General features: G+C 72.4%; 25 protein-coding genes and 1 riboswitch. Of the genes, 15 read left to right on the top strand and 10 right to left on the bottom strand.

The features are described 5' to 3' along the window. The coding region (locus IE312_RS05325) for an HAD family hydrolase (RefSeq protein WP_229899089.1) at positions 1 to 761 on the top strand (761 nt) is incomplete at its 5' end. A gap of 33 nt (positions 762 to 794) precedes the next feature. On the opposite strand, the gene IE312_RS05320 is transcribed toward IE312_RS05325, so the two are convergent. After that, complete coding sequence (locus IE312_RS05320; protein ID WP_189978789.1) at positions 795 to 1,283, bottom strand: transglycosylase SLT domain-containing protein; 489 nt, start codon at positions 1,281 to 1,283, stop codon at positions 795 to 797. Positions 1,284 to 1,288: 5 nt separating this feature from the next. Then, positions 1,289 to 1,469, bottom strand: a riboswitch (cyclic di-AMP (ydaO/yuaA leader). A 588-nt stretch (positions 1,470 to 2,057) separates the two neighbouring features. Between IE312_RS05320 and IE312_RS05315 the strand changes: the two genes are divergently transcribed. The 4 genes from IE312_RS05315 to IE312_RS05300 all read left to right on the top strand — a co-directional run bounded on the left by IE312_RS05315 (position 2,058) and on the right by IE312_RS05300 (position 6,416). After that, complete coding sequence (locus IE312_RS05315) at positions 2,058 to 3,068, top strand: polyprenyl synthetase family protein (RefSeq protein ID WP_189978787.1); 1,011 nt, start codon at positions 2,058 to 2,060, stop codon at positions 3,066 to 3,068. A 262-nt stretch (positions 3,069 to 3,330) separates the two neighbouring features. Continuing rightward, positions 3,331 to 4,539, top strand: coding sequence for a LolA family protein (locus IE312_RS05310; protein ID WP_189978785.1), 1,209 nt, complete (start codon positions 3,331 to 3,333; stop codon positions 4,537 to 4,539). 70 nt (positions 4,540 to 4,609) lie between these two features. Further along, complete coding sequence (locus IE312_RS05305) at positions 4,610 to 5,548, top strand: ABC transporter ATP-binding protein (RefSeq protein ID WP_189978784.1); 939 nt, start codon at positions 4,610 to 4,612, stop codon at positions 5,546 to 5,548. Beyond that, complete coding sequence (locus IE312_RS05300) at positions 5,535 to 6,416, top strand: ABC transporter permease (RefSeq protein WP_189978783.1); 882 nt, start codon at positions 5,535 to 5,537, stop codon at positions 6,414 to 6,416. Before IE312_RS05305 ends, IE312_RS05300 begins: the two co-directional genes overlap by 14 nt. Here the strand turns inward: IE312_RS05300 and IE312_RS05295 are convergent. Then, the gene (locus tag IE312_RS05295; RefSeq protein ID WP_189978993.1) at positions 6,413 to 7,006 is read right to left on the bottom strand and encodes a flavodoxin family protein; all 594 of its coding nucleotides are present in this window, start codon (positions 7,004 to 7,006) and stop codon (positions 6,413 to 6,415) included. The genes IE312_RS05300 and IE312_RS05295 overlap by 4 nt on opposite strands. A 200-nt stretch (positions 7,007 to 7,206) precedes the next feature. Here IE312_RS05295 and IE312_RS05290 point away from each other — a divergent pair, with 200 nt between their 5' ends. Continuing rightward, positions 7,207 to 8,340: a hypothetical protein gene (locus IE312_RS05290; RefSeq protein WP_189978782.1), complete on the top strand. Its 1,134-nt coding sequence runs from the start codon at positions 7,207 to 7,209 to the stop codon at positions 8,338 to 8,340. Positions 8,341 to 8,365: 25 nt separating this feature from the next. On the opposite strand, the gene IE312_RS05285 is transcribed toward IE312_RS05290, so the two are convergent. The 3 genes from IE312_RS05285 to IE312_RS05275 form a co-directional block, all read right to left on the bottom strand. Next, on the bottom strand, positions 8,366 to 8,833 hold the full coding sequence (locus tag IE312_RS05285; RefSeq protein ID WP_189978781.1) for a VOC family protein: 468 nt from the start codon (positions 8,831 to 8,833) through the stop codon (positions 8,366 to 8,368). Between the two features lie 167 nt (positions 8,834 to 9,000). Further along, the gene (gene rarD / locus IE312_RS05280) at positions 9,001 to 9,957 is read right to left on the bottom strand and encodes an EamA family transporter RarD (protein ID WP_189978780.1); all 957 of its coding nucleotides are present in this window, start codon (positions 9,955 to 9,957) and stop codon (positions 9,001 to 9,003) included. A 121-nt stretch (positions 9,958 to 10,078) separates the two neighbouring features. After that, positions 10,079 to 10,933, bottom strand: coding sequence for an SDR family oxidoreductase (locus IE312_RS05275; protein WP_189978779.1), 855 nt, complete (start codon positions 10,931 to 10,933; stop codon positions 10,079 to 10,081). A gap of 90 nt (positions 10,934 to 11,023) precedes the next feature. On the opposite strand from IE312_RS05275, the gene IE312_RS05270 reads away from it, so the two are divergent. Beyond that, positions 11,024 to 11,413, top strand: a complete 390-nt coding sequence (locus tag IE312_RS05270) for a winged helix-turn-helix transcriptional regulator (protein WP_189978778.1) — start codon at positions 11,024 to 11,026, stop codon at positions 11,411 to 11,413. A gap of 17 nt (positions 11,414 to 11,430) precedes the next feature. Here IE312_RS05270 and IE312_RS05265 read toward each other — a convergent pair whose 3' ends face one another. The 5 genes from IE312_RS05265 to IE312_RS05245 form a co-directional block, all read right to left on the bottom strand. Further along, positions 11,431 to 12,492 carry a 2-oxoacid:ferredoxin oxidoreductase subunit beta gene (locus tag IE312_RS05265; RefSeq protein ID WP_189978776.1) on the bottom strand — a complete coding sequence of 354 codons (1,062 nt, stop codon included), beginning with the start codon at positions 12,490 to 12,492 and terminating at the stop codon, positions 11,431 to 11,433. Beyond that, entirely contained in the window at positions 12,485 to 14,413 is a 1,929-nt protein-coding gene (locus IE312_RS05260) for a 2-oxoacid:acceptor oxidoreductase subunit alpha (RefSeq protein ID WP_189978775.1), read from the bottom strand. The genes IE312_RS05265 and IE312_RS05260 overlap by 8 nt, the downstream gene beginning before the upstream one ends. A gap of 258 nt (positions 14,414 to 14,671) precedes the next feature. Beyond that, a complete protein-coding gene (locus IE312_RS05255) occupies positions 14,672 to 15,343 on the bottom strand; it encodes a response regulator transcription factor (RefSeq protein ID WP_189978773.1) in 672 nt (223 codons plus the stop codon). Positions 15,344 to 15,672: 329 nt separating this feature from the next. Then, positions 15,673 to 16,998 carry a sensor histidine kinase gene (locus tag IE312_RS05250; protein WP_189978771.1) on the bottom strand — a complete coding sequence of 442 codons (1,326 nt, stop codon included), beginning with the start codon at positions 16,996 to 16,998 and terminating at the stop codon, positions 15,673 to 15,675. Positions 16,999 to 17,141: 143 nt separating this feature from the next. Continuing rightward, positions 17,142 to 18,350 (bottom strand): sensor histidine kinase, encoded by a 1,209-nt coding sequence (locus IE312_RS05245; protein WP_189978768.1) that lies wholly within the window; start codon positions 18,348 to 18,350, stop codon positions 17,142 to 17,144. A 230-nt stretch (positions 18,351 to 18,580) separates the two neighbouring features. Between IE312_RS05245 and IE312_RS05240 the strand changes: the two genes are divergently transcribed. The 8 genes from IE312_RS05240 to IE312_RS38885 all read left to right on the top strand — a co-directional run. Further along, positions 18,581 to 19,000 (top strand): NADH-quinone oxidoreductase subunit A, encoded by a 420-nt coding sequence (locus IE312_RS05240; protein WP_030345327.1) that lies wholly within the window; start codon positions 18,581 to 18,583, stop codon positions 18,998 to 19,000. Further along, entirely contained in the window at positions 18,991 to 19,680 is a 690-nt protein-coding gene (locus tag IE312_RS05235; protein WP_189978766.1) for an NADH-quinone oxidoreductase subunit B, read from the top strand. The genes IE312_RS05240 and IE312_RS05235 overlap by 10 nt, the downstream gene beginning before the upstream one ends. Next, positions 19,677 to 21,065: an NADH-quinone oxidoreductase subunit C gene (locus IE312_RS05230; protein WP_189978764.1), complete on the top strand. Its 1,389-nt coding sequence runs from the start codon at positions 19,677 to 19,679 to the stop codon at positions 21,063 to 21,065. The genes IE312_RS05235 and IE312_RS05230 overlap by 4 nt, the downstream gene beginning before the upstream one ends. Then, the gene (locus IE312_RS05225) at positions 21,062 to 22,030 is read left to right on the top strand and encodes a complex I subunit 1/NuoH family protein (protein ID WP_189978762.1); all 969 of its coding nucleotides are present in this window, start codon (positions 21,062 to 21,064) and stop codon (positions 22,028 to 22,030) included. The genes IE312_RS05230 and IE312_RS05225 overlap by 4 nt, the downstream gene beginning before the upstream one ends. Before the next feature lie 2 nt (positions 22,031 to 22,032). After that, positions 22,033 to 22,626, top strand: a complete 594-nt coding sequence (locus IE312_RS05220) for a NuoI/complex I 23 kDa subunit family protein (RefSeq protein ID WP_189978758.1) — start codon at positions 22,033 to 22,035, stop codon at positions 22,624 to 22,626. Further along, the gene (locus IE312_RS05215) at positions 22,623 to 23,225 is read left to right on the top strand and encodes an NADH-quinone oxidoreductase subunit J family protein (RefSeq protein ID WP_189978756.1); all 603 of its coding nucleotides are present in this window, start codon (positions 22,623 to 22,625) and stop codon (positions 23,223 to 23,225) included. The genes IE312_RS05220 and IE312_RS05215 overlap by 4 nt, the downstream gene beginning before the upstream one ends. Beyond that, on the top strand, positions 23,225 to 23,599 hold the full coding sequence (gene nuoK, locus IE312_RS05210; protein WP_189978753.1) for an NADH-quinone oxidoreductase subunit NuoK: 375 nt from the start codon (positions 23,225 to 23,227) through the stop codon (positions 23,597 to 23,599). Before IE312_RS05215 ends, nuoK begins: the two co-directional genes overlap by 1 nt. Beyond that, a partial coding sequence (locus tag IE312_RS38885; RefSeq protein WP_268254286.1) for an NADH-quinone oxidoreductase subunit 5 family protein occupies positions 23,596 to 24,460 on the top strand: 865 nt, incomplete at its 3' end. The genes nuoK and IE312_RS38885, both read left to right, overlap by 4 nt.

Raw genomic sequence — 24,460 nt, 5'->3', positions numbered from 1 at the left:
TGCTGCGCGGTGACGACAGCGTCTCCGACCGGTCGCTCGCCGCGCTCGCGCGGGTGGCGTGGGCCGGTGCCCGGCACCTGGTGGTGACGGGCCGCCCGGCGCCGCGGGTACGGCCGCTGCTCGCGGACCTCGGCAGCGCGGGACTCGCGGTGTGCGCGCAGGGGGCACAGGTCTACGACGCCGGCGGAGACCGTCTGCTGTGGTCGGTGCGGCTGGACCGGGAGCTGGCCGAGACCGCGCTCGGCAAGATCGAGGCGGAGGTGGGGCAGGTCTACGCGGCGGTGGACCAGGACGGCGCCGACGGGCTCACGCTCGTCGAGCCCGGCTACCGGATGCCGCACCCGACGCTGCCCGCCGTGCGTGTAGGCCGGCGCGACGACCTGTGGGCGGAGCCCATCAGCAAGGTGCTGCTGCGGCACGCCACCCTGTCTGACGACGAGTTGGCGGCGGTGGCGCGCGCGGTGGTGGGCTCACTGGCGACGGTCACCATGTCGGGGCCGGGCACCGTGGAGCTCCAGCCGAGCGGGGTGACGAAGGCGACCGGGCTGGCGCTGGCCGCCGAGCGGCTGGGGATCGGCGCCGACCGCGCCCTCGCCTTCGGTGACATGCCCAACGACATCCCGATGTTCGAGTGGGCCGCGCGCGGAGTCGCCATGGCCGGCGCGCACCCCGAACTGAAGGCGGTGGCCGACGAGGTCACGTCGTCGAACGAGGACGACGGGGTCGCCGTCGTCCTCGAGCGACTCTTCCCGGCCGGCTGACCGGGACACGGGTGGCGCCGGCCGGGCAGGCGGTCAGTACGCGCCGAACACGTTGTCGATCGACCCGTACCGCGCGGCCGCGTAGTTGCAGGCGGCGGTGATGTTGGCGACCGGGTCGTAGATGTTGAAGGACGTTCCGGCGACGTGGTACGCGTTGAACGTCGGGTCGATCACCTGGAGCAGGCCCTTGGACGGGATGCCCTTGGCGGCGTTGGAGTCCCAGAGGTTGATGGCGTTCGGGTTGCCCGAGGACTCACGGATGATGTTGCGGTAGATGCCGTTGTAGGTGCCCGGGATGTGCTTCTCGGCCATGATCGCGAGGGATTCGCGGATCCAGCCGTCCAGGTTGTTCGGGTATCCGGCGAGGGTGGTGCCGGCCGTGGGGGTGGAGCTGGTCGCGGCGGAGGCGCTGGTCGCGCCGATGAGCGGCAGGGCGAGCACGGCGGCGCCGGTGCCGGCGGCGACGAGGGCGCGGACGAGGCGGCTGTTGCGGGGACGGCGGGGCTGAGCGGCAGCAGGCATGGGGGTGTTCCTCTCCGGCGCCTGCGAGGTGAGCTGTCGGGTTCGGGCGGGGAGGTGCCCGGCCGTGCCCTGGGAGAGGCACGGCTTAACCCCGAGCCGTTCCGGTGCGGCGTGTGCCGTCCGGATCGGCGACTTACCTGGGTTCCCCCGCTCCTGCCGTACGAATGAGTTCGTCGATGGGTTACGCGGGCGGCGGCAGGATTCGGCGTCCGCCCGACGGCCCGGAACGTATGCGAGAGCACATGTCGGGAACAAGTACCGGATTCGTACAACGGGCGATTTGACCTTGATCAACGGGATATGACGGTCTTGATCCTTTGCATTCGCCAATCCTCAACTCGCCGACGCGGCAAGGAGAGTCGGGGCTCCCCGGGGGTGGGGCGGGCACCCGGGTGACGTGAGCCAATTCACGAAATAGCAAACTGCTTCAAATCAGACATGGGGGATTCGGGGGATTATGGCGGGAAGTCGGAGTGGTGGTGGAACCGGGGGTGCGGTGCGTGTCGTTGTCATGGCGGCCGAGCCGCGGAAGAGGGTGGCGAAAAAGGGACGCCAGGGTCGCCCTAATGTGCCCGAATTACTGTTAAGTCGATAAATGTCCGTTCTGATCGTGTGATCAACGCCACGCCGGGCGTGGCCCGGTACCGCCCGGGCTGGACCGGTGGGCGCTATCGGTGATCGAACAGGGACCGGATACGCTGACTTGAGTGAGGGCAGCGACCTATCGACAAACCGTGTAATCGCCAGCAGACACCAGCAGACAGGAGACCCCTCGTGACCGTCGTCGGGCCGTTCGGGCTGAGCGTGCGGGACCAGGCTCTGGAAGCCGATGTCCAGGCCGGATTGACGGCTGTCGAGGAAGGCTTGCTCGAGGCCACCAAGAGCGAGGTCCCGTTCATCACGGAGGCCGCGCAGCACCTCGTACGGGCCGGGGGCAAGCGTTTCCGGCCACTCCTCGTGATGCTCGCGGCCCAGTTCGGCGACCCCTACGCGCCCGGTGTGGTGCCGTCGGCCGTGGTGGTGGAGCTGACCCACCTGGCCACGCTGTACCACGACGACGTCATGGACGAGGCGGCCGTGCGGCGGGGCGTGGACAGCGCCAACACCCGCTGGGGCAACTCCGTCGCGGTCCTCACCGGCGACTTCCTGTTCGCCCGCGCCTCCCAGATCCTCGCCGACCTCGGCCCCGAGGCGGTCCGGGTGCAGGCCCTGGCGTTCGAGCGGCTGGTCACCGGCCAGATCCTGGAGACCGCGGGCCCCTCGGACGGCCGCGACCCGGTCGATCACTACCTGGACGTGCTCGGCGGCAAGACGGGCTCCCTGGTGGCCGTGTCGTGCCGGTTCGGCGCGATGATGTCCGGCGCCGACGAGACGGTCGTCGACGTGCTCACCCAGTACGGCGAACGGCTCGGGGTCGCCTTCCAGCTCGCGGACGACGTCCTGGACATCGCCTCCGACTCCCACGAGTCCGGCAAGACGCCTGGCACCGACCTGCGCGAGGGCATCCCCACCCTGCCGGTGCTCCGCCTGCGCGAGCGCGCCGCCCGGCTGGGCCTGCCCGAGGACGTCGCGCTGTGCGAGCTGCTGGACTCCGACCTCAGCGACGACGCCCGGCACGCCGAGGCGCTGACCGCCCTGCGCGCGCACCCCGCGCTGGAGCAGGCCCGCCGGGACACCGTGCGGTACGCGAAGGAGGCGCGGGCCGCGCTGGCCCCGCTGCGCGAGTGCGACGCCAAGGCGGCACTGATGGAGCTGTGCGACGCGGTCGTGCACCGCGCCGGCTGACGCGGCCGGACCCCGTACGGACGGGCGGTCCGGGTACGACCCCTACGGGTCGGGGGGAGATACCGCCGCCGTGTGTCATACCGCAGTCGTACACGGAGTTGGCTCCGAGGTCTGACGCTTCGGCGCGGCCGATTTGGTCAGATGGAAACCACGGAAATCACCACTCCTCACCGATTCGGGTGAGAATGGCGGCTCAGGTGGACCAGCGGACCAGTGGCCCAGCGTGAGGACAGCCGCCGCCGACGACGGAGGTAAGGCACACATGGCACCGTACGAATCCGACGACGCAGTGGGCTCCGCGCAGGACGAGAACCCGCCCTCCGGCCGCCGCAAGGCCGCCCGGTACGCCGTCCCGGTCGCGGTGGTGGGGGTGGCGGCGGCCACGATCGGGCTGGTCCCGGCGCTCGCCGACTCGGGCGACCCCGACCTGCCGAAGATCAGCGCGCAGCAGCTCATCAACAAGATCGCCAAGTCCGACGTGCAGCAGCTGTCCGGCACCGTGAAGGTCACCACCGACCTCGGCCTGCCCGACCTCGGCGGCCTGGAGAAGGGCCTGCTGTCCGGCGCGGACCGGGGCGGATCCGGTGACGACTCCGCCGCCGACCCGCAGGCCAAGCTCACCGAACTGGCCTCCGGCACGCACACCCTGCGCGTCGCCGCCGACGGCCCCGACCGGCAGAAACTGTCCCTCCTGGAGAGCGGCGCCGAGTACAGCCTGATCCACGACGGCAAGGACGTCTGGGGCTACGACAGCAAGAGCAACCAGGTCCACCACTCCACCGCGGCCGGCTCCGGCAAGGAGCGGGCCGAACCGCCGGCCACGCCCAAGGACTTCGCCGACGAGGCCCTGAAGTCGGTGGACGACACCACGTCCGTCACCGTCGACGGCACCGCGCACGTCGCCGGGCGCGACGCCTACAAGCTGCTCATCCAGCCCAGGCAGTCCGGCACCACGGTCGGCGCGATCAGCATCGCCGTCGACGCGAAGACGGGCCTGCCGCTGAAGTTCACGCTGACGCCGAAGAGCGGCGGCGCCGCCGTGTTCGACGCCGGCTTCACCCAGGTCTCCTTCGCCAGGCCGGCCGCCTCCACCTTCGACTTCACCCCGCCCAAGGGCGCGAAGGTCACCGAGGAGAAGGACGCGGCCCGGGCGCCCGAGCACACCCGCGAGCACGGCGGCGGCCTCGCCGGGGGCCTGGAGGGCAAGGGCGGACCGAAGGTCCTCGGCAAGGGCTGGACGTCCGTCGCCACCTTCGACACCGGCGCCAAGGGCGGCCTGCCCACCGGCTCGCGGGGCGGCGACCTCGGCGGCTTCCTCGGCTCGCTCGGCGAGAAGGTGACCGGGAAGTTCGGCAAGGGCACGGTCTTCTCCACCCGCCTGGTCAACGCCCTGATCACCGACGACGGCAAGGTGTACGCCGGCGCGGTGACCAAGGACGCCCTGGTGAAGGCGGCCGACGCGGGAAAGTGACCCCTCCCGGGCACTACGGAGGGTGACCGCACGTTGACCCTTCACGGGAGCACGGATCGAGGGGGAGCCGATGGACGAACCACCCGTGATCGACACGCGCGGACTCACCAAGCGCTACCGCGGCGGACAGCTCGCCGTGGACGGTCTCGACCTGACCGTCCCGGCGGGCAGCGTCTTCGGCTTCCTCGGCCCGAACGGCTCGGGCAAGACCACCACGATCCGCATGCTGATGGGCCTGATCGAGCCGACCGCGGGCTCGGCCAGAGTGCTCGGCCGCCCCATGCCCCGGGCGGCCCGCACGGTCCTGCCGCAGGTCGGCGCGCTCATCGAGGGCCCCGCCCTGTACGGCTTCCTCTCCGGCCGGGACAACCTGCTGCGCTACGACGCCGCCGACCCGGCCGCCGACCCGCGCACCCGGCGCGCCCGGGTCGCCGCGGCACTGGACCGGGTCGGCCTGGCGGCCGCCGCCGGCAAGAAGGCGAAGGCGTACTCGCTCGGCATGAAACAGCGCCTGGGACTGGCCGCCGCGCTGCTCCAGCCGCGCAGACTGCTCGTCCTGGACGAGCCCACCAACGGCCTCGACCCGCAGGGCATGCGGGAGATCCGCACGCTCATCAGGGAGTTGGCCGGCGACGGTACGACGGTCTTCCTCTCCTCCCACCTCCTGGACGAGATCGAGCAGGTCTGCACGCACGCGGCGGTCATGGCGCGGGGCCGGCTCGTCACCCAGGGTGCGGTGGCCGAGCTGGCGGCAGGGGCACGCGGCCGGCTGGTGGTGACCACCCCCGACGGCGCCGAGGCGGCCCGCGTGCTGAAGGAACTGGGCGTCGGGGACGTGACCGCCGACGGCGACCGGGTCACCGGCGAGCCGCCCGAGCGGGACCTCGCCGAGGTGACCGCGGCCCTGGTCACCGCGGGCGTCCGCGTCCGCGGCCTGACACTCGAACGGGCCTCGCTGGAGGACGCGTTCGTGGCGCTGACGGGGGAGGGCTTCGATGTCGCGGGCTGACGTGCTCCGGACGGGCGCCGGGCGCCGGCCCCACCCGCTGTGGTCCCTCGGACTGCTGCGCAGCGAGCTGCTCACCACCGTCCGCCGCTGGCGCACGCTCGCCCTGCTCGGTGTGCTGGCCGCGGTGCCGGTGCTGGTCGGGATCGCGGTGCGGATCGAGACACGGGGCGGCGGGACGGTCGGCGGGAACGGCGAGGGGCCGGCGTTCATCACGCAGATCACCAACAACGGGCTGTTCCTGGTGTTCACGGCGCTCGCCGCGACCCTGCCGTTCTTCCTGCCGATGGCGGTCGGCGTCGTCGCGGGCGACGCGATCGCCGGGGAGGCGGGCGCGGGCACCCTGCGCTATCTGCTGGTCGCCCCGGCCGGCCGCACCCGGCTGCTGCTCGTCAAGTACGCGACCGTGCTGGCCTTCTGTCTGCTGGCCACCCTGGTCGTCACCGTCTCGGCGCTGCTGGTCGGCGCGCTGCTCTTCCCCATGGGCGAGTTGACGACCATCTCCGGCACCCGGATCGGCCTCGCCGAGGAGCTGGGCCGCGCGCTGCTGATCGCCCTGGTCGTCGCGGCCTCACTGGTCGGTGTGGCGGCCCTCGGCCTGTTCGTGTCGACGCTCACCAACAGCGGCATCGCGGCGATGGCGACCACGGTCGGACTGCTCATCACCGTGCAGATCGTCGACCAGATACCCCAGCTGCACGCGCTGCAGCCCTACCTGTTCCCGCACTACTGGCTGTCCTTCGCGGACCTGATGCGCGACCCCGTCTACTGGGACGACCTGATGAACAATCTGGGCCTCCAGGCGCTGTACGCGGCCGTGTTCGGTTCGGCGGCCTGGGCGCGGTTCACGGCGAAGGACATCAACGCCTAGCCCTGGGCGGTCTCGTACGGGAAGTGCGCCAGGGGCGCCTCCCGCGCGAAGAACGTCTTGGCGCGGGCCAGCGCCGCGGTGTCCTGGAGTACGTCGCCGGGCGCGCTGCCGTTGCCCAGCAGGACCCCGCCGAAGCGCATCTTCAGGTAGGCGGCGGAGTTGTTCAGGGTCCCCACGTACGGATCGGCGACGGACGGCTCGGAGTCGGCCAGCGCTGCCACGCCCCAGAGGGTGCGGCCGGCCATCGTGGCCTTGAAGTCGGTGCCCGGGGTGCGCAGCCAGCCCGACCAGTGGTCCAGGTAGCGCTTGGTGAGGCTGGAGACCGAGTACCAGTACAGCGGCGAGGCGATCACGATGTCCGTCGCCGCGAGCGTGGCGTCCAGGAGCGAACCGGTGGGGGTGTCCGACGGCGGCCGCACGTAGTCGCTGTCGTGGCGCAGGTCCACGAAGTCGGGAAGCGGGTGGTCGACGAGGCGGATCCACCGCTGCTCGGTCTGCGCGGGCAACTGCTCGGCGGCCGCGCGGGCCAGCAGTTCGGTGTTGCCGTCCGGGCGGGCGCTGCCCAGGACGAAGAGGAAGCGGCGGTTCACGGGGTCCCCCAGGTGCGAGTCGTCCACTGTTTAAGGTGCATGCATCTTATGCATGCGCAAGCACTTCGCGCCAGGGGGCTCAGGGTACGGCTGGTGCGAGGCTGTGACGTCGCGGTGACGTGTAATCCCGGCGGAGCGGACACACTGGTGGGGAGGACGCGTACGACCGGATCGCGACGCCGGGGGAGTGAGGAACACCGATGGCTGGACTCAGCTTCAAGAAGAAGCGGGCACCGCAGCCCGTGGAGCACCCGGCGGCGGTGCCCGTGCGGGTGTTCGGCACGGGCTCCGCGTCGGTGGGCGGGACGCCGGTCGAGGCGGCGCCGGGCGAGGAGATCCAGCAGGCCGTCCTCAACCACCTCCAGCGCCTTGCCATCAGCCTCGGTACGCCCGTACGGGCGACCATCCACGACGACCGCGCGGGCTGTGTCGTCCCCCTGGAGGTCGCGGCGGACGGCTCCAGCCGGATGACGGGGGAGCCGGCGCGACTGGCAGCGCCGGACCGGAAGCCGGAGGTCGCGCCGGACCGGAAGCCGGGGGCCACGGCTCCGGGTACCGCGCAGACCCCGTCCGGGCAGTTCGGACCGGCCCCTGTGATGACGGGGCCCACCATGGACGCGCCGGCCTCCACAACGCCGGCCTCCACAACGCCGGCCTCGGCAACGCCGGCTCCGGCCGTGCCTGCTCCCGCCGGCCGGCCCCCGGCTGTCCGTGTCCCGGGCACCGGCGTGTCGTCGGCGTCTCTCGCCGCGCTCCGGTCGGACCTGACGGCCCCCGCCGATACCGCCACCCCGACCCCGGCCCGTGGCTTCGACGCGGTCGCCGAGGAGGTGCTCGGGGACGGTCCGCTGACCGAGACCGCCGAGGGCGCGGAGCTGCTGAGCGAGCCGATGGCCGAGATCAACGAGGCCGTCCGCGCGGGCCGTATCGAAGCGGCGGCGGAACTGGCCGACCGAACCCTCGCGGAGGCGTCCGCCGTGTTCGGCCCGGACCACGCCGAAGTGCTGCACCTGCGCGAACTGTCCGCCTACATCGCCTACCTGGCCGGTGACGTGGTCCGCGCCTTCCGGCTGTCCCTGGACCTCGCCCGGCTGCGCCGCCAGGCCCGGGACGGGGAGGCCGCCTACGGCAACCTGCAGAGCGCGGCCACCGCGTGGCGAGCGGTGCGCGACCCCGAGGAGGGGTTGAGGCTCGGCCGCGACCTCATCGACCTGTGGACGGACCTGAGCGCCGAGCCGGGCCCCGCCGCGGACGACCCCCGCCCGCTGGAGTCCGCCCGTGCCCGCATGGTCCGTCTGACCGACCGGGCGGCCAAGGCGGCGGCGCGGGCGTGAGCGGTCCGGCGCGCGGGAGTCGGGCCTACTGCACGCAGAACTCGTTGTCCTCCGGGTCGGCCATCAGCACCCACTGACCCGCGGGCTCCTTCACCTCCCGCAGCACCCGCGCGCCCAGCGCCCGCAGGCGCGCCACTTCCTCCGCGCGTCGCTCGGGGCCGGGGTGGAGGTCGAGGTGGAGCCGGTTCTTCCCGGTCTTCGGCTCGGGCACCCGCTGGAACAGCAGCCGTCGTCCGAGCCCGGTGCCGGTCTCGGGGTCGTACGGGTCGTCGGGGTGCCGTACGGCGATCAGATCACGGAAGGCCGGCCGCCCGTGGTACTCGACGGTGGCCTCGCCGGGCAGCGCACCGGCGGACAGCAGCCGTTCGACGAGGGCGCTGTTGTCCTCGGCGGTGTAGTGCAGCGCGGCGGCCCAGAAGTCGGCCTGTGTGTGCGGGTCGGCGGCGTCGATGACGAGCTTCCAGTGCAGCGGGGCGGGTGCCTGTGTGGTCATGCGTCCCACTTATAGCCGGAGCCCCCGCCGGAAGGGCTCACTCCGCCCGCTCGGGTCGGACCTCAGTCCGGACGGGGCCCACTCGGGTCAGGACCCCTCTCGGCACCCGAGCCCTCTCGGCAGCCGAGCCCGGTCAGGATCCGAGCCCGGTCAGGACCCTGCCGCCGTCAGGCGTCCGCCCGGGCCGACGACGGTGTCTCGGCCGGGCGGGCGGTCGGTACGCGGAGCCGTGCCGGGCGTCGGGCCCACCGCAGCGCGTCGGCCGTGAGCAGCATCAGCGCCAGCCAGACCAGTCCGAACCCGGCCCACCGCTCGGGCGGCATGGCCTCGTGGAAGTAGAAGATGCCGAGCAGGAACTGGAAGAGCGGGGCCAGGTACTGCAGCAGGCCCAGGGTGGACAGTGGCACGCGGATCGCCGCCGCGCCGAAGCAGACCAGGGGCAGGGCCGTGACGAGGCCGGTGGAGGCGAGCAGGGCCGCGTGTCCGGCGCCGCCGCTCACGAAGCTGGCCTCGCCGTGGGCGCTCAGCCACAGCAGGTAGCCGAGAGCCGGCAGGAACTGGATCGCGGTCTCGGCGGCCAGTGATTCGACGCCGCCGAGGTCGACCTTCTTCTTGACCAGCCCGTAGACGGCGAAGGAGAAGGCGAGGCAGAGGGAGATCCACGGCGGGCGGCCGTAGCCGGCGGTCAGTACGAGGACGGCCGCGAGCCCGATCCCGACCGCCGCCCACTGCACGGGCCGCAGCCGTTCCTTCAGGATCAGTACGCCCATCGCGATGGTGACCAGCGGGTTGATGAAGTAGCCCAGCGAGGCCTCGACGACGTGTCCGGAGTTCACCGCCCAGATGTAGACGCCCCAGTTCACGGTGATGACGGCGGCCGCCACGGCGACGAGTGCGAGCCGGCGGGGCCGGCGCAGCAGCTCTCCCGCCCAGGCCCAGCGCCGTATCAGGAGCAGGGCGACGGCGACGAACACCAGGGACCACACCATGCGGTGGGCCAGTATCTCGACGGCGCCGGCGGGCTTGAGCAACGGCCAGAAAAGGGGGACCAGGCCCCACATCCCGTACGCGGCGAAGCCGTTCAGCAGGCCTGTGCGGTGCTCACCGTCGGACGTCCCGGCCACGGCCCCTCCTTCTGTCTCTCGCGCGTCCTCGCTGGACGCACGGAGACGAAGGTAACGCCGCGGACCCACGGCTGTCATGCCCGTATCGCCATACGGTCATGACAGCCGGGCCGTGCGCGTGTCAGCCCTTCAGCGCGGCCGTGACGGCCTCCGCCAGCGGCGTGGTCGGGCGGCCGGTCAGCCGGGACAGGTCGCCGGAGGAGACGACCAGTTCGCCGCGCGCGATCGAGGCGTCCACGCCGGCCAGGATCCCGGCCAGCGGCGCGGGCAGCCCGGCGCCGGTCAGGATGCCGGTGAGGGCCTCCACCGACACCGCGTTGTAGACGATCTCCCTGCCGGTCTGCCGGCTGAGCTCGGCCGCGTACTCGGCGAAGCTCCACGCCTCGTCGCCGCCCAGCTCGTACGTGGTGTTCTCGTGGCCCTCGCCGGTCAGCACCGCGACCGCGGCGGCGGCATAGTCGGCACGGGAGGCCGAGGACACCCGGCCGTCGCCGGCGGCCTGGACGACCGCGCCGTGCTCCAGCACCGGCGCGAGGTTCTCCGTGTAGTTCTCGTGGTACCAGCCGTTGCGCAGCAGGCTGTAGGGCAGACCGGAGGCGAGCAGCACCTGCTCGGTCGCCCGGTGGTCGTCCGCCAGCGCGGCCGTCAGGCTGCCCGGGGCGCTGGTGTAGGCGAGCAGCGCCACGCCGGCCGCCTTGGCCGCCTCAATGACGACGGTGTGCTGGCCCACCCGGCCCTTGTCGAACTCGTTGCCCGAGATCAGCAGCACCTTGTCGCCGGCGGCGAACACGCCGTCGAAGGTCTCGGGGGCGTTGTAGTCGGCGACGGCCAGCTTCACCCCGCGGGCGGCGAGGCCGGCGGCCTTCGCCGCGTCGCGCACGACGGCGGTGATCTGCTCCGCCGGGACCTTCTCCAGCAGCTGCTCCACGACGTGGCGGCCGAGGTGTCCGGTGGCTCCGGTGACGACGATGCTCATGGTGGGGGACTCCTTCTCGGTGGGTACGTCACTCACCCTAGGGAGTGCGCTAACTGAACGAAAGTACCCACTTTGAAGTAAGGTACTGTCATGTCAGTAAGCAAGCAGGGGGCGGACGCCGAAGTGCTGTGCCCGTACCGCCTCGTCATGGAGCACGTCACCAGCCGTTGGGGCGTGCTGGTGCTGATCCGGCTCCTCGACCGGCCGTACCGCTTCAGCGAACTGCGCCGGGCGATCGGCCGCGTCAGCGAGAAGATGCTCACGCAGACCCTCCAGACGCTGGAGCGCGACGGCCTGGTCCACCGGGACGCCAAGCCGGTCATCCCGCCGCGCGTCGACTACTCCCTGACCGGGCTGGGCCGCGAGGCGGCGCAACAGGTGCGGGCACTGGCGCAGTGGACCGAGCAGCGCATGGACGACGTACTCGAGGCCCGCCGGGCATACGACGAGGCCCGGGACGCGCGGTCCCGGGCCTCGTGATCACAGGCGGCAGCGGACTAGCCGACGACCGTCCAGGTGTCCCCGCCCGCCAGCAGCGCGGCCAGGTCGCCCTTGCCCTTCTGCTCGACGGCGGCGTCGAGCTGCTCGGCCATCTGCACGTCGTACACCGGCCGCTCGACCGAGCGGAACACCCCGATCGGGGTGTGGTGCAGGGTGTCCGGGTCGGCGAGCCGGGAGAGGGCGAAGGCCGTGGTCGGGGACGCGGAACGGGCGTCGTGCACCAGGACGTCCGCCTCGTTCTCCGGGGTCACGGTCACCACCTTCAGGTCGCCGGTCCGCCGGTCGCGGACGACGCCTCTCGCCCCGTCCGTTCCGAAGCGGACCGGTTGCCCGTGCTCCAGCCGGATCAGTGCCTCCTCGGAGCGCTGCTTGTCCTTCAGGGCGTCGAACGCGCCGTCGTTGAAGATGTTGCAGTTCTGGTAGATCTCGACCAGTGCCGTCCCCGGGTGGTCGGCGGCGGCGCGCAGCACCTCGGTCAGGTGCTTGCGGTCGGAGTCGATCGTGCGTGCCACGAAGGAGGCCTCCGCGCCGATCGCCAGGGACACCGGGTTGAACGGCGCGTCCAGCGAGCCCATCGGCGTCGACTTGGTGATCTTGCCGACCTCGGAGGTCGGCGAGTACTGGCCCTTGGTCAGGCCGTAGATCCGGTTGTTGAAGAGCAGGATCTTGAGGTTGACGTTGCGGCGCAGGGCGTGGATCAGGTGGTTGCCGCCGATGGACAGCGCGTCACCGTCACCGGTGACGACCCACACGCTCAGGTCCCGGCGGGAGGCGGCCAGTCCCGTCGCGATGGCGGGGGCGCGGCCGTGGATGGAGTGCATCCCGTAGGTGTTCATGTAGTACGGGAAGCGGGAGGAGCAGCCGATGCCGGAGACGAACACGATGTTCTCCCGCGCGAGGCCCAGCTCCGGCATGAAGCCCTGCACGGCCGCGAGGATGGCGTAGTCACCGCAGCCCGGGCACCAGCGCACCTCCTGGTCCGACTTGAAGTCCTTCATCGACTGCTTGGCCTCGGCCTTGGGGACCAGCTGCAGCAGCCCGTTGGTGGCGTCACTCATCGATGGCCTCCTTCAGCGCCGCGGCGAGCTGTTCCGCCTTGAACGGCATGCCGTTGACCTGGTTGTAGGAGTGGGCGTCGACCAGGTACTTCGCCCGGACGAGGGTGGCGAGCTGCCCCAGGTTCATCTCGGGGATCACCACCTTGTCGTAGCCCTTCAGGACCGTGCCGAGGTTGCGCGGGAAGGGGTTCAGGTGGCGCAGGTGGACCTGGGCGATGGCCTCGCCGGCCGCGCGCAGCCGCCGTACCGCCGCCGTGATCGGGCCGTAGGTCGAGCCCCAGCCGAGGACCAGCATCCGCGCGCCGTGCGGGTCGTCCACCTCCACGTCGGGGACGTCGATGCCGTCGACCTTGGCCTGCCGGGTGCGGACCATGAAGTCGTGGTTGGCCGGGTCGTAGGAGATGTTGCCCGTGCCGTCCTGCTTCTCGATGCCGCCGATGCGGTGCTCCAGGCCGGGCGTGCCGGGAACCGCCCACGGCCGGGCCAGGGTCCGGGGGTCCCGCTTGTACGGCCAGAAGACCTCGGTGCCGTCCTCCAGCGTGTGGTTGGGGCCGGAGGCGAACCGCACCCGCAGGTCGGGCAGCTCGTCCAGGTCGGAGATGCGCCACGGCTCGGAGCCGTTGGCCAGGTAGCCGTCCGACAGCAGCATCACCGGCGTGCGGTAGGCCAGCGCGATCCGGGCCGCCTCCAGAGCGGCGTCGAAGCAGTCGGCCGGGGTGCGCGGGGCGACCACCGGGACCGGCGCCTCGCCGTTGCGGCCGTACATCGCCTGCAGCAGGTCGGCCTGCTCGGTCTTGGTCGGCAGACCGGTCGAGGGGCCGCCGCGCTGGATGTCCACCACCAGCAGAGGCAGCTCCAGCGAGACCGCGAGGCCGATCGTCTCGCTCTTCAGGGCGACACCGGGACCGCTCGTCGTGGTCACCGCCAGCGAGCCGCCGAACGCCGCGCCCAGCGCCGCGCCGATGCCGGCGATCTCGTCCTCGGCCTGGAAGGTGCGCACGCCGAAGTTCTTGTGCCGGCTCAGCTCGTGCAGGATGTCCGACGCCGGCGTGATCGGGTACGACCCCAGGAACAGCGGCAGGTCCGCCTGCCGGGACGCGGTGATCAGGCCGTAGGCCAGGGCGAGGTTGCCGGAGATGTTCCGGTAGGTGCCCACCGGGAAGGCCGTGGCGGCGGGCGCGACCTCGTAGGAGACGGCGAAGTCCTCCGTCGTCTCGCCGAAGTTCCAGCCGGCGCGGAACGCCGCGATGTTGGCCTCGGCGATCTCCGGCTTCTTGGCGAACTTCGATCTGAGGAACTTCTCGGTGCCCGCGGTGGGCCGGTGGTACATCCAGCTCAGCAGGCCCAGCGCGAACATGTTCTTGCTGCGCTCGGCCTCCTTGCGGGAGAGGTCGAACTCCTTCAGCGCCTCCACGGTGAGCGTGGTCAGCGGCACCGGATGGAGGCTGTAGCCGTCGAGCGAGCCGTCCTGGAGCGGGTCGCCGGCGTAGCCGACCTTCTGCAGGGCGCGCTTGGTGAACTCGTCGGTGTTGACGATGATCTCGGCGCCGCGCGGAAGGTCGCCGATGTTGGCCTTCAGAGCGGCCGGGTTCATCGCGACCAGGACGTTCGGCGCGTCACCCGGGGTGAGGATGTCGTGGTCGGCGAAGTGGAGCTGAAAGGACGAGACACCCGGCAGGGTGCCTGCGGGGGCACGGATCTCGGCGGGGAAGTTCGGCAGGGTGGAGAGGTCGTTGCCGAACGAAGCGGTCTCCGAGGTGAACCGGTCCCCGGTGAGCTGCATGCCGTCACCCGAGTCCCCCGCGAACCGGATGATCACCCGGTCCAGGCGCCGCACGTCCTTCGCGCCGCCCGGTTTGCGCTGCTCTCCCACGACGGTTCCGTCGGTCTGCTCCGCTGGGCTGCTGACCTGGCTGGTCACTGAACTGGACCTCCTTCGAGGCGGCTGTCCGGGGTTGGTCGTCCCACGGACCATCCCAGGATCAACCCTACGTCGGTTAGGGTCGCCTTCCCGAGGTCATCCGTGGATTGGACGATTTCGGGACGGCCTGTCGCGCTGCGTTCACATGATGTCCCGCATCGCCGGAGCGCCGGTCAAGGCGCTCCCCGCGCGTTTCGAGCTTCTCCGCCACGGCCGCCGTACGGCGTCGGGGCCGCCACGCCCGGCCGGTCCGGCGCCTCAGGAGTTCAGGTAGGTCAGGACGGCCAGTACCCGCCGGTGGTCGCCGTCGCTCGGAGCGAGGCCGAGCTTCAGGAAGATGTTGCTGACGTGCTTCTCGACGGCGCCGTCGCTGACCACCAGCTGCCGCGCGATCGCCGAGTTGGTCCGGCCCTCCGCCATCAGCCCGAGCACCTCGCGCTCGCGGGGCGTCAGCCCCGTCAGCACGTCCTGCTTGCGACTGCGGCCGAGCAGCTGGGCGACCACCTCCGGGTCCAGCGCCGTACCGCCCCCGGCGACCCGGACCACCGCGTCCACAAACTCCCGCACGTCCGCGACCCGGTCCTTGAGCAGGTAGCCGACGCCCCGGCTGGATCCGGCCAGCAGCTCGGTGGCGTACCGCTCCTCCACGTACTGCGACAGCACCAGCACCCCGAGCCCCGGGTGCAGCCGGCGCAGCAGTACGGCCGCCCGGACGCCCTCGTCCGTGTGGGTCGGCGGCATCCGTACATCCGCCACCACCACGTCGGGCAGCGCGCCCTGATCGGCCAGCTCGGAGATGGTCTTCACCAGCGCGTCCGCGTCGCCGACACCGGCCACCACCTCGTGCCCCCGGTCGGTCAGCAGCCGGGTCAGGCCCTCCCTGAGCAGCACGGAATCCTCGGCGATGACCACCCGCACCCTGTCCTCCACGATCGTCCGGCCCCCCACTGCCCCGCGCCCCCGTCTGTGCGACGGCACCCGTCCGTGCCGTTCCCCGGAGGACCAGCATTCCAGGATTCGTGCCGGACCGCCGCCGGACCGGGGGAGAGAGTGGATCTCGGCGGGGGTACGGGGGAGGGTAGGTACCGGTGGTACGGGGACGGCGCGACTGGTACGGGGACGGCGCGACGCGATCACGGCCGCACCGGGAAGAGATCACGGCCGCACCGGGAAGAGCCGGCATCGTAGGCCGCACCGGCTGGAGCCGGCACCGCAAAGGGGTGCCTGCATCTCCGCCGTACCCGGGAACAGCGCGCGGCTCAGCCGCGCCAGGGCAGTTCCGCGATCACCCGGGTGGGGCCGCCCGCCGGGGAGTCCACCAGCAGGACGCCGTCCACCGCGTCCAGGCGCGCGGCCAGCCCGGCCAGCCCGGAGCCCCGGGAGGCGTCGGCGCCGCCCACGCCGTCGTCGGTCACCTGGAGCATCAGCCGGTCCGCGGAGCGCCAGACGTCCACCGCGGCCGACCGGGCCCGGCTGTGCTTGCCGATGTTCTGCAGCAGTTCGGAGACGGTGAAGTAGGCGATGCCCTCGATGGCCGGCGCCGGCCGGGCCGGCAGGTCGACCTCCACCCGCACCGGCACCGGGCAGCGGGAGGCGACCGACGACAGGGCCGCGTCCAGGCCGCGGTCGGTGAGCACGGCCGGGTGGATGCCCCGGGCGAGGTCGCGCAGCTCCTGCAGGGCCGTCTTCACCTCACCGTGCGCGTCCTCCACCATCTGCGCCGCCGCCTCGGGGTCCTCCCGCAGCTTCTCCCTGGCCAGCCCCAGGTCCATCGCCAGGCCGACCAGCCGGGCCTGCGCCCCGTCGTGCAGGTCCCGCTCGATGCGCCGCAGGTCGGCGGCGGCCGTGTCGACCACGGCCCCGCGGTCCGACTCCAGCTCCACGACCCGCGCCGACAGCGGGGACGGTCCGAGCAGCCCCCGCACCAGCAGCCCGTCCACGGTGGTCAGGGCCCGCACGAGCCACGGCGTGACCAGCGTGAACACCAGACCGACCAGCGCGGTCACGCCGATCTCGAACGGGTTGTCGAGATACACGCTGTGGTGGGCGTCGCCGTACAGCTGGATGCCGCCCTGGCCGGCGTACGCCGGGAACACCCAGAACCACAACGGGTACGTCAGCAGTGCCCAGCCGCAGGTGAAGAAGGTCAGAGCGACCGAGAAGGAGAACACCGCCCAGGGGAACTGCACCAGCGCGTACAGCGCGTGCCGCCAGGAGGCGCCGCTCTTGAGGACCGCGACCGTCCAGGCCATCGGGCCCGGCGCGCGCGGCCGCAGCGGCTCCGGGTCGGCCACCTCCAGGCCGAGCAGCCCTCGCGCCCGCGCGCGCTCCAGCACACCGAAGCCCCGGCAGCCGGCCAGCGCCGCCGCCAGTACCGGGACCCCGAGGAAGGTCACCAGCAGGCCCGCGCCCAGCGCGACCATCGTCACCGTCCACGTGAACAGCACGATCGCGATCGGCAGGCCCAGCAGCACGTACGCGAACGCGCGCAGGCTCCGTCCGTCGACGGGCGCCCGCAGGGCGGCGGGCAGCCGGTGGTGCGGCTCGCTCAGGTGGGCGTACCCCTGTCCGTACTCCGTGGCCATCGGTGTCGTCCCGTTCCCCTCGTCCTGGCGGCGGTTCAGCCGTACCTCCAGGGTGGTCCGCCGCGCGCCCGGGCGACATGGAGTCCGTCGGCGTCTCCAGCGGGGGGTTTTCCCCACCCCGGCCGTTTAGCCGCCGGCGGAGTTCAGGGCGTACGGTCCCGCCACGGCAGTTCCGCGGTGACCACCGTCGGGCCGCCGGCCGGGGAGTCGACCACGAACAGGCCGTCCACCGCGCCCAGCCGGTCCGCCAGTCCCCGCATGCCGCTGCCCCCGTCGAGCCGGGCGCCGCCCCGGCCGTCGTCCCTCACCTGGAGGATCAGCCGGTCCGCGGTCCGCCACACGTCGACCGCCGCGGCCCGGGCCCCGCTGTGCTTGCTGACGTTCTGCAGCAGTTCGGAGACGGTGAAGTAGGCGATGCCCTCGATGGCCTCGGCGGGCCGGGCCGGCAGGTCCACGGTCACCTTCACCGGCACCGTGCAGCGCGAGGCGACCGACGACAGTGCCGCGTCCAGGCCGCGGTCGGTGAGCACGGCCGGGTGGATGCCCCGGGCGAGGTCGCGCAGCTCCTGCAGGGCCAGCTTCACCTCGCCGTGCGCCTCCTCGACCATCGCCGCCGCGGTGTCCGGGTCCTCCAGCAGCTTCTCCTTGGCCAGGCCGAGCCCCATGGCCAGGTTGACCAGCCGGGCCTGGGCGCCGTCGTGCAGGTCCCGCTCGATGCGCCGCAGGTCGGCGGCGGCCGTGTCGACCACGACCCCGCGGTCGGACTCCAGTTCGGCGATACGGCGCTCCAGCTCGTCCGAGGGTGACAGCAGCCCGCGCACCATCGCCCGGTCCAGGTTCGCCATGGCCCGCGCGAGGTACGGCAGCACCGGCCACAGCACGAACAGCGAGACCAGCACGGTGCAGAAGGTGAGGATGCCCCAGGGCAGCCGGATCGCGTCGTACAGCAGGGTCCGCCAGCCCACCGGGTCCTTCAGCGCCATCCACAGCCGCTGGGTCGCGCCGCCGCCCCTGGCGATCGGCAGCGGCGACGGCTCCGCCACCCGCACCCCGAGCAGCTTCCGGGCCCGGGCCCGCTCCAGCTTGCCCAGCTGCCGGGCGCCCAGCAGGCTGAGCGCGAGCAGCGGGAGCCCGATCGCGGTGAGGGTCAGGGCGCCGCCGGTCACCAGCACGGTCAGCGCGTACACGAACCCGAACACCGCCACCGGCAGGTTCAGCAGGAGATGCCCGATCTCCTTCCAGGTGTGCGCGTCGTAGGCGGGCCGGGGCGGAGGCAGCCGGTGCAGGGCGCCGGATCCGTCGGGTTCGTCGGTGCCGTCGGGCAGGCCGGCGGCGGGGCGGGGAGCGGTCATGCCGATCAGCGTGCCGTGCGCGGCCCCCTCGACGCCATGCAGTTCGCCTGCCCGAGCCGCCGGGGGAAAACCCCACCCCGGCGGGCCCAGGCCGTCCCACGGTGTGACGGGCTGCTTACCCGCTCTTTATCAGGGCCTAGACTCCCGTGCGTACAGAACCTCTGATCGCGTCGCGACACAGAGTTCACTTGTTCACGAAGGTCACGAGGTCAGGGAGCGAGGGACGGACCGTGCGGGAGACGTTGGGGGACTCGTCGTTCGCCGCGGCGAACGTCGTCGCGGCCGGCTACTTCCGGTCCTACTCGGTGGTCGGGCTGCTCGCCCTCATCGGCGTGCTGTTCGTCGCGGTCGCCTTCGGCGCGGGCCGCCTGCTGCGCCCGGTCGTGCCGACACCGGAGAAACTCCTGACCTACGAGTGCGGTGTCGACCCCGTCGGCGAGGGCTGGGCCCACACCCAGGTCCGCTACTACGTCTACGCCTTCCTATACGTGATCTTCGCGGTCGACTCGGTCTTCCTGTTCCCCTGGGCGACGGTCTTCGCCGCCCCCGGCTACGGCGCGACGACCCTCGTGGAGATGTTCGTCTTCCTCGGCTTCCTCGCCGTGGGCCTGCTGTACGCATACAAGAAGGGCGTCCTGGCATGGACGTGAACCCCTCAGTGCCCGCATCCCCGGTGCCCGGTTCCGCAGGGTCCGGTTCCGCAGTGCCCGGGTCCCCGGTGACCGGTTCCGCACCGGTGCCGGAGCCCGTCCTGCTGCCGGAGCCGAAGCGGCTGGGCGCCCTCGCCCGGCTGGCGCCCGAGCCCATGAAGGTGGTCCTGAACTGGGGCCGCCGCTACTCGCTCTGGGTGTTCAACTTCGGCCTCGCCTGCTGCGCGATCGAGTTCATCGCCGCGTCGATGGCCCGCCACGACTTCATCCGGCTCGGTGTGATCCCGTTCGCGCCGGGCCCCCGCCAGGCCGACCTGATGGTGGTCTCGGGCACCGTCACGGACAAGATGGCCCCGGCCGTCAAGCGCCTGTACGAGCAGATGCCCGAGCCCAAGTACGTCATCTCCTTCGGCGCCTGCTCCAACTGCGGCGGCCCCTACTGGGACTCCTACTCCGTCACCAAGGGCGTCGACCAGATCATCCCGGTGGACGTCTACGTCCCCGGCTGCCCGCCCCGCCCCGAGGCACTGCTCCAGGGCATCCTCAAGCTCCAGGAGAAGATCGCCCGCGAGTCGCTGGGGGAGCGGTACGGCCACGGGCCCGCCCGGCCGTCCGCCGCCGCGCTGCAGAGCGCCCTGGTGCAGCCGCCGGACCCGGCCGGTGAGGGAGGCACGCGATGAGCACGCCCGTCGGCTGGCTGCCCGCCCCCGCGACGGAACTCTTCGGCCCGGAGGCGGTCGCCGAGGAGTCCTACGAGGTGCTCACCGTCGACGTACCGCCGTCCGCCTGGCTCACCGCCCTGGAAACGGCCCGTACGACCCTGTCCTGCACCTACTTCGACTGGCTGAGCGCGGTCGACGAACCGGGCACCGGCTTCCGCGTCGCCGCGCACGTCGTCGCCCTGCACCCGGTCCGCCGCCTCCTGGTGCGTACGACGGTCCCGCACGACGCCCCCTCCCTGCCCTCCGCCGTGGGCGTCTACGCGGGCGCCGCCTGGCACGAGCGCGAGACCCACGAGATGTTCGGCGTCGTCTTCGAGGGCCACCCCGGTCTGCAGCACCTCCTCCTCCCCGAGAACTTCGAGGGGCACCCGCTGCGCAAGGACTTCGTCCTCGCCGCCCGCGTCGCCAAGGCCTGGCCGGGCGCCAAGGAACCCGGGGAGCCCGCGGCGGGTGCGGCGCACGGCGCGCCCAAGCGCCGCCAGATGCTGCCGCCCGGCGTACCCGACCCCAACGAGTGGGGGCCCCTGAAGGGCCAGCTCCCCCCTGCACCGGCCCGCCCGGCCAGGGCGGCGGGCCGCGCGGCGGGCGACCGCCCGGTACGGCGCACCCGCTCGGCCGCGGAGGGCTCGGTCGGCCAGACCGCTCAGCCGACGGGCGAGGCCGGTGCCGGTGCCGGTGCCGGTGCCGGTGCCGATGCGGGTGCTGCCGTCCGGCCGCGTCGGACGCGCAGCGCGAGCGAGGGCTCGGCGAGCCAGGCCGCGGCCCGTGCCGAGGACGCGGCGACCCGCAAGCAGCGCGCGACCGAAGCCGACGCCACCCGGGCGGCGGCGCAGGGACCGACGGAAGGGCCGGCCGCCGAGGCCTCGGTGGCGCACGAGCCCGGTCCGGCGCCCGCACCCGCCCGGCCGCGCCGCGCACGCAGCGCCGCGGAGGGCTCGGCCACACAGCGGACGCAGGCGGCACCGGAACCGACCTCGACGGAACCAGCTGGACCGGCGAAACCAGCCGAACCGACCCAACCGGCGGAGCCCGCGCAACCGGCGGGACCGGCCGGCGCCGCCCGTCCGGCCCGGCGCAGCACCGCCCCGCGCAGCTCCGACGCCCCGTGGCACCACGCCCGCCCGGCGTTCACGGAGCCGGAGACGGAGCCGGGGCCGCAGCCCGGCGAGGAGCGGGCACCGCAGCCGGAGCCGCAGTCCGCCGAGGAGCGGTCACCGGAGCCGGAACAGGAACCCGTCCGCGAACCGCGCCCCGCCGCCCCCGAGGACCCGGACCCGGGCACCGACCACCCCACCACCGCCACCCCCAGCACCCCCGACGACCCCGCAGGAGGCCCGCAGTGAACGGCGCGCTGGACGTCGCCCTGCGACTCCTGGTCGTCTTCGTCGTCTTCCTCACCTTCCCGCTGATCGTGGGCCAGACCGAGCACAAGGTGATGGCGCACATGCAGGGCCGCCTCGGCCCGATGTACGCCGGCGGCTTCCACGGCTGGGCCCAGCTCATCGCGGACGGAGTGAAGTTCGCGCAGAAGGAGGACGTGGTCCCGGCGGGTGCCGACCGCCGCGTCTTCCAGCTCGCCCCGGCCGTGGCCCTGCTGCCGTACCTGCTCGTCCTGCTCGCCATCCCCATCGGCCCGGGTGAGGGAGCCGTCGGCCAGGTGCTGGACGCCGGCGTGTTCTTCGTGCTCGCGGTGATGGGCGTCGGCGTGCTGGGCTCGCTGATGGCCGGCTGGGCCAGCGCCAACAAGTTCTCCCTGCTCGGCGGCCTGCGCACGGCCGCCCAGCTGCTCGCCTACGAACTGCCGATGCTGCTGGCCGCGGCCTCGGTCGCGATGGCGGCCGGCACCGTCTCCCTGCCCGGCATCCTGCACTCCTTCCACTGGTGGTGGGTGCCCTGGCAGATCGTCGGCGCGGTCGTGTTCTTCGTCGCCGGGCTCGCCGAGCTGCAACGCCCGCCGTTCGACATGCCGGTCGCCGACTCGGAGATCATCTTCGGCGCCTACACCGAGTACACCGGTCTGCGCTTCGCCCTGTTCCTGCTCGCCGAGTACGCCGGCATCGTCGTCCTGTGCGGCCTGACCACCGTCCTCTTCCTGGGCGGCTGGCACGGCCCGTGGGGCGCCGACGGCCTCGGCTGGGTCTGGACCCTGCTGAAGACCGCGCTCCTCGCGTTCCTGGTGATCTGGCTCCGCGTGACCTACCCGCGGCTGCGCGAGGACCAGCTCCAGAAGCTCTCCTGGACCCTCCTCGTCCCCCTGTCCCTCGCCCAGATCGCCCTCACCGGCATCGTCAAGGTGGTGATCAGCTAACCATGGCTGTGCCGTCCCCACCCTCCCGTTCCCGCTTCCCCGGCAGCGGTCTCGCCAAGGGCCTGGCCGTCACCCTGCGCACGATGACGAGGAAGCACGTCACCGAGCAGTACCCCGACGTCCTGCCCGAACTGCCGCCCCGCAGCCGCGGCGTGATCGGCCTGTTCGAAGAGAACTGCACGGTCTGCATGCTGTGCGCCCGCGAGTGCCCCGACTGGTGCATCTACATCGACTCCCACAAGGAGACGGTCCCGCCCGCCGCCCCCGGCGGCCGCGAGCGCAGCCGCAACGTCCTCGACCGGTTCGCCATCGACTTCTCGCTGTGCATGTACTGCGGTATCTGCATCGAGGTCTGCCCTTTCGACGCCCTGTTCTGGTCCCCGGAGTTCGAGTACGCCGAGACCGACATCCGCGACCTCACCCACGAGCGGGACAAGCTCCGGGAGTGGATGTGGACCGTCCCGGCCCCGCCCGCCCTGGACCCCGGCGCGGAGGAGCCCAAGGAGATCGCCGCCGCCCGCAAGACCGCCGAGAAGCTGGCCGCGGCCCAGGCCGAGCCCGCCGAGCCCGCCGATCCGCAGGAGGGCACCTCGTGACCGCCGCCGCAGCAACGGCCGCCGTGGCCGCCGCCGGCCCGCACGGCTTCCTGTCCCCGACCGGCGTCGAGATCGCCTTCCTGCTCGTCGGCCTGGTCACCCTCGGCGCCGCGCTCGTCACCGTCACCACCCGGCAGCTGGTGCACGCCGCCCTGTGGTTGGTGGTCGCGCTCGGCGGGCTCGCCGTGGAGTACCTGCTGCTCACGGCCGAGTTCATCGCCTGGGTGCAGGTCCTGATCTACGTCGGTTCCGTCGTCGTCCTCCTGCTGTTCGGTCTGATGCTCACCCGGGCCCCCATCGGCCGGTCCCCGGACGCCGACTCCGGCAACCGCTGGGCCGCCCTGGCCGTCGCGGTGGCCGCGGCGGTCGCCCTGGTGTGGGTGGTCGTCGACGCCTTCCGGACCACCTGGATCGACCTGGACGGCCCGGCCGCCGGCTCCACAGCGGTCACCGGCGCCAGCCTGTTCCGGCACTGGGTGCTGCCCTTCGAGGCGCTGTCCGTGCTGCTGCTCGCCGCCCTGGTCGGCGCGATCGTCCTGTCCCGCAAGGCCAAGGCCGACGCCGCCCCCGCGGTCCCCGGGAAGGAAGGCGCCCGCTGATGCACCTCGCCTACCCCGCCGTCCTCTCCGCCCTCCTGTTCTGCACCGGCCTGTACGGCGTCCTCGCCCGCCGCAACGCGATCCTGGTCCTGATGTCGGTCGAGCTGATGCTCAACGCCGTCAACCTCAACCTGGTCGCCTTCGACGTCTGGCTGAGCCGCGCCGCGAAGGACACCCTGCACTCCGGCCAGGCCCTGACCCTGTTCACCATCGCCATCGCCGCCGCCGAGATCGGCATCGGCCTGGCGATCGTGCTCGCCGTCCACCGCAACCGCGGCACCGCCGACATCGACAAACTCCGCGACACCGCCGAGGGCCCCGAGACCGAAGGCCCCGGCACCCCCGCGGCCGAGAAGGCTGAGGCCACCGCGTGACCACGACCACCCTCGCCGTCCTCGTCCCCCTCCTGCCGTTCCTCGGCGCCGCGGCCGGACTGCTGCTCGGCCGCACCGCCCCCGGATTCGTCCGCCCGCTCGCCGTGCTGCCGCCGCTGGCCTCCCTGGCGCTGGCCGTCCTGGTCGCCGTACGGCAGGGCGGCGGCACGGCCGTCGACGCGCACACCGAGCTGACGCCCACCGGCTCGGTGCCGATCGAACTGGCCCTGCACGTCGACGGCTTCGCCGCACTCGTCGCCGTCCTGGTCGCGTTCGTCGCGGCCTGCGTGCAGATCTACTCCACCGGCTACCTGCGGGACGACCCCCGCTACCCCTCGTACGCCGCCCTCGTCTCCCTGTTCACCTCCGCGATGCTCCTGGTCGTCTACTCCGGCGACCTGATCGTGCTGCTGGTCGGCTGGGAATTCATGGGCATCTGCTCCTACTTCCTGGTCGGCCACTACTGGGAGACCCCCGAGGCCCGCGCCGCCTCCCTGAAGGCCTTCCTCGTCACCAAGCTCGGCGACGTGCCGTTCCTCATCGGCCTGCTCGCGCTGGCCGCCGACGCCGGGTCGTTCCGCATCACCCGCGTGCTCGGCGCCGTAGCGAGCGGCGGCATCGGCCACCCCACCGTGATCGCCCTGCTGCTGCTCGCGGGCGTCGCGGGCAAGTCGGCGCAGTTCCCGCTGCACACCTGGCTCCCGGACGCGATGGCGGGTCCGACGCCCGTCTCGGCGCTGATCCACGCCGCGACGATGGTCGCCGCCGGTGTCTACTTCGTCGCCCGTCTCCTCCCGCTGTTCGAGGCCTCCCGGGCCGCGATGGTGGTCCTCGCCGTCATGGCCGCCGTGACCATGACCG

Source organism: Streptomyces capoamus (genome assembly GCF_014654935.1).
In the GTDB taxonomy this organism is placed as follows: domain Bacteria; phylum Actinomycetota; class Actinomycetes; order Streptomycetales; family Streptomycetaceae; genus Streptomyces; species Streptomyces capoamus.
This window is presented reverse-complemented; position numbering and strand designations above follow the sequence as displayed.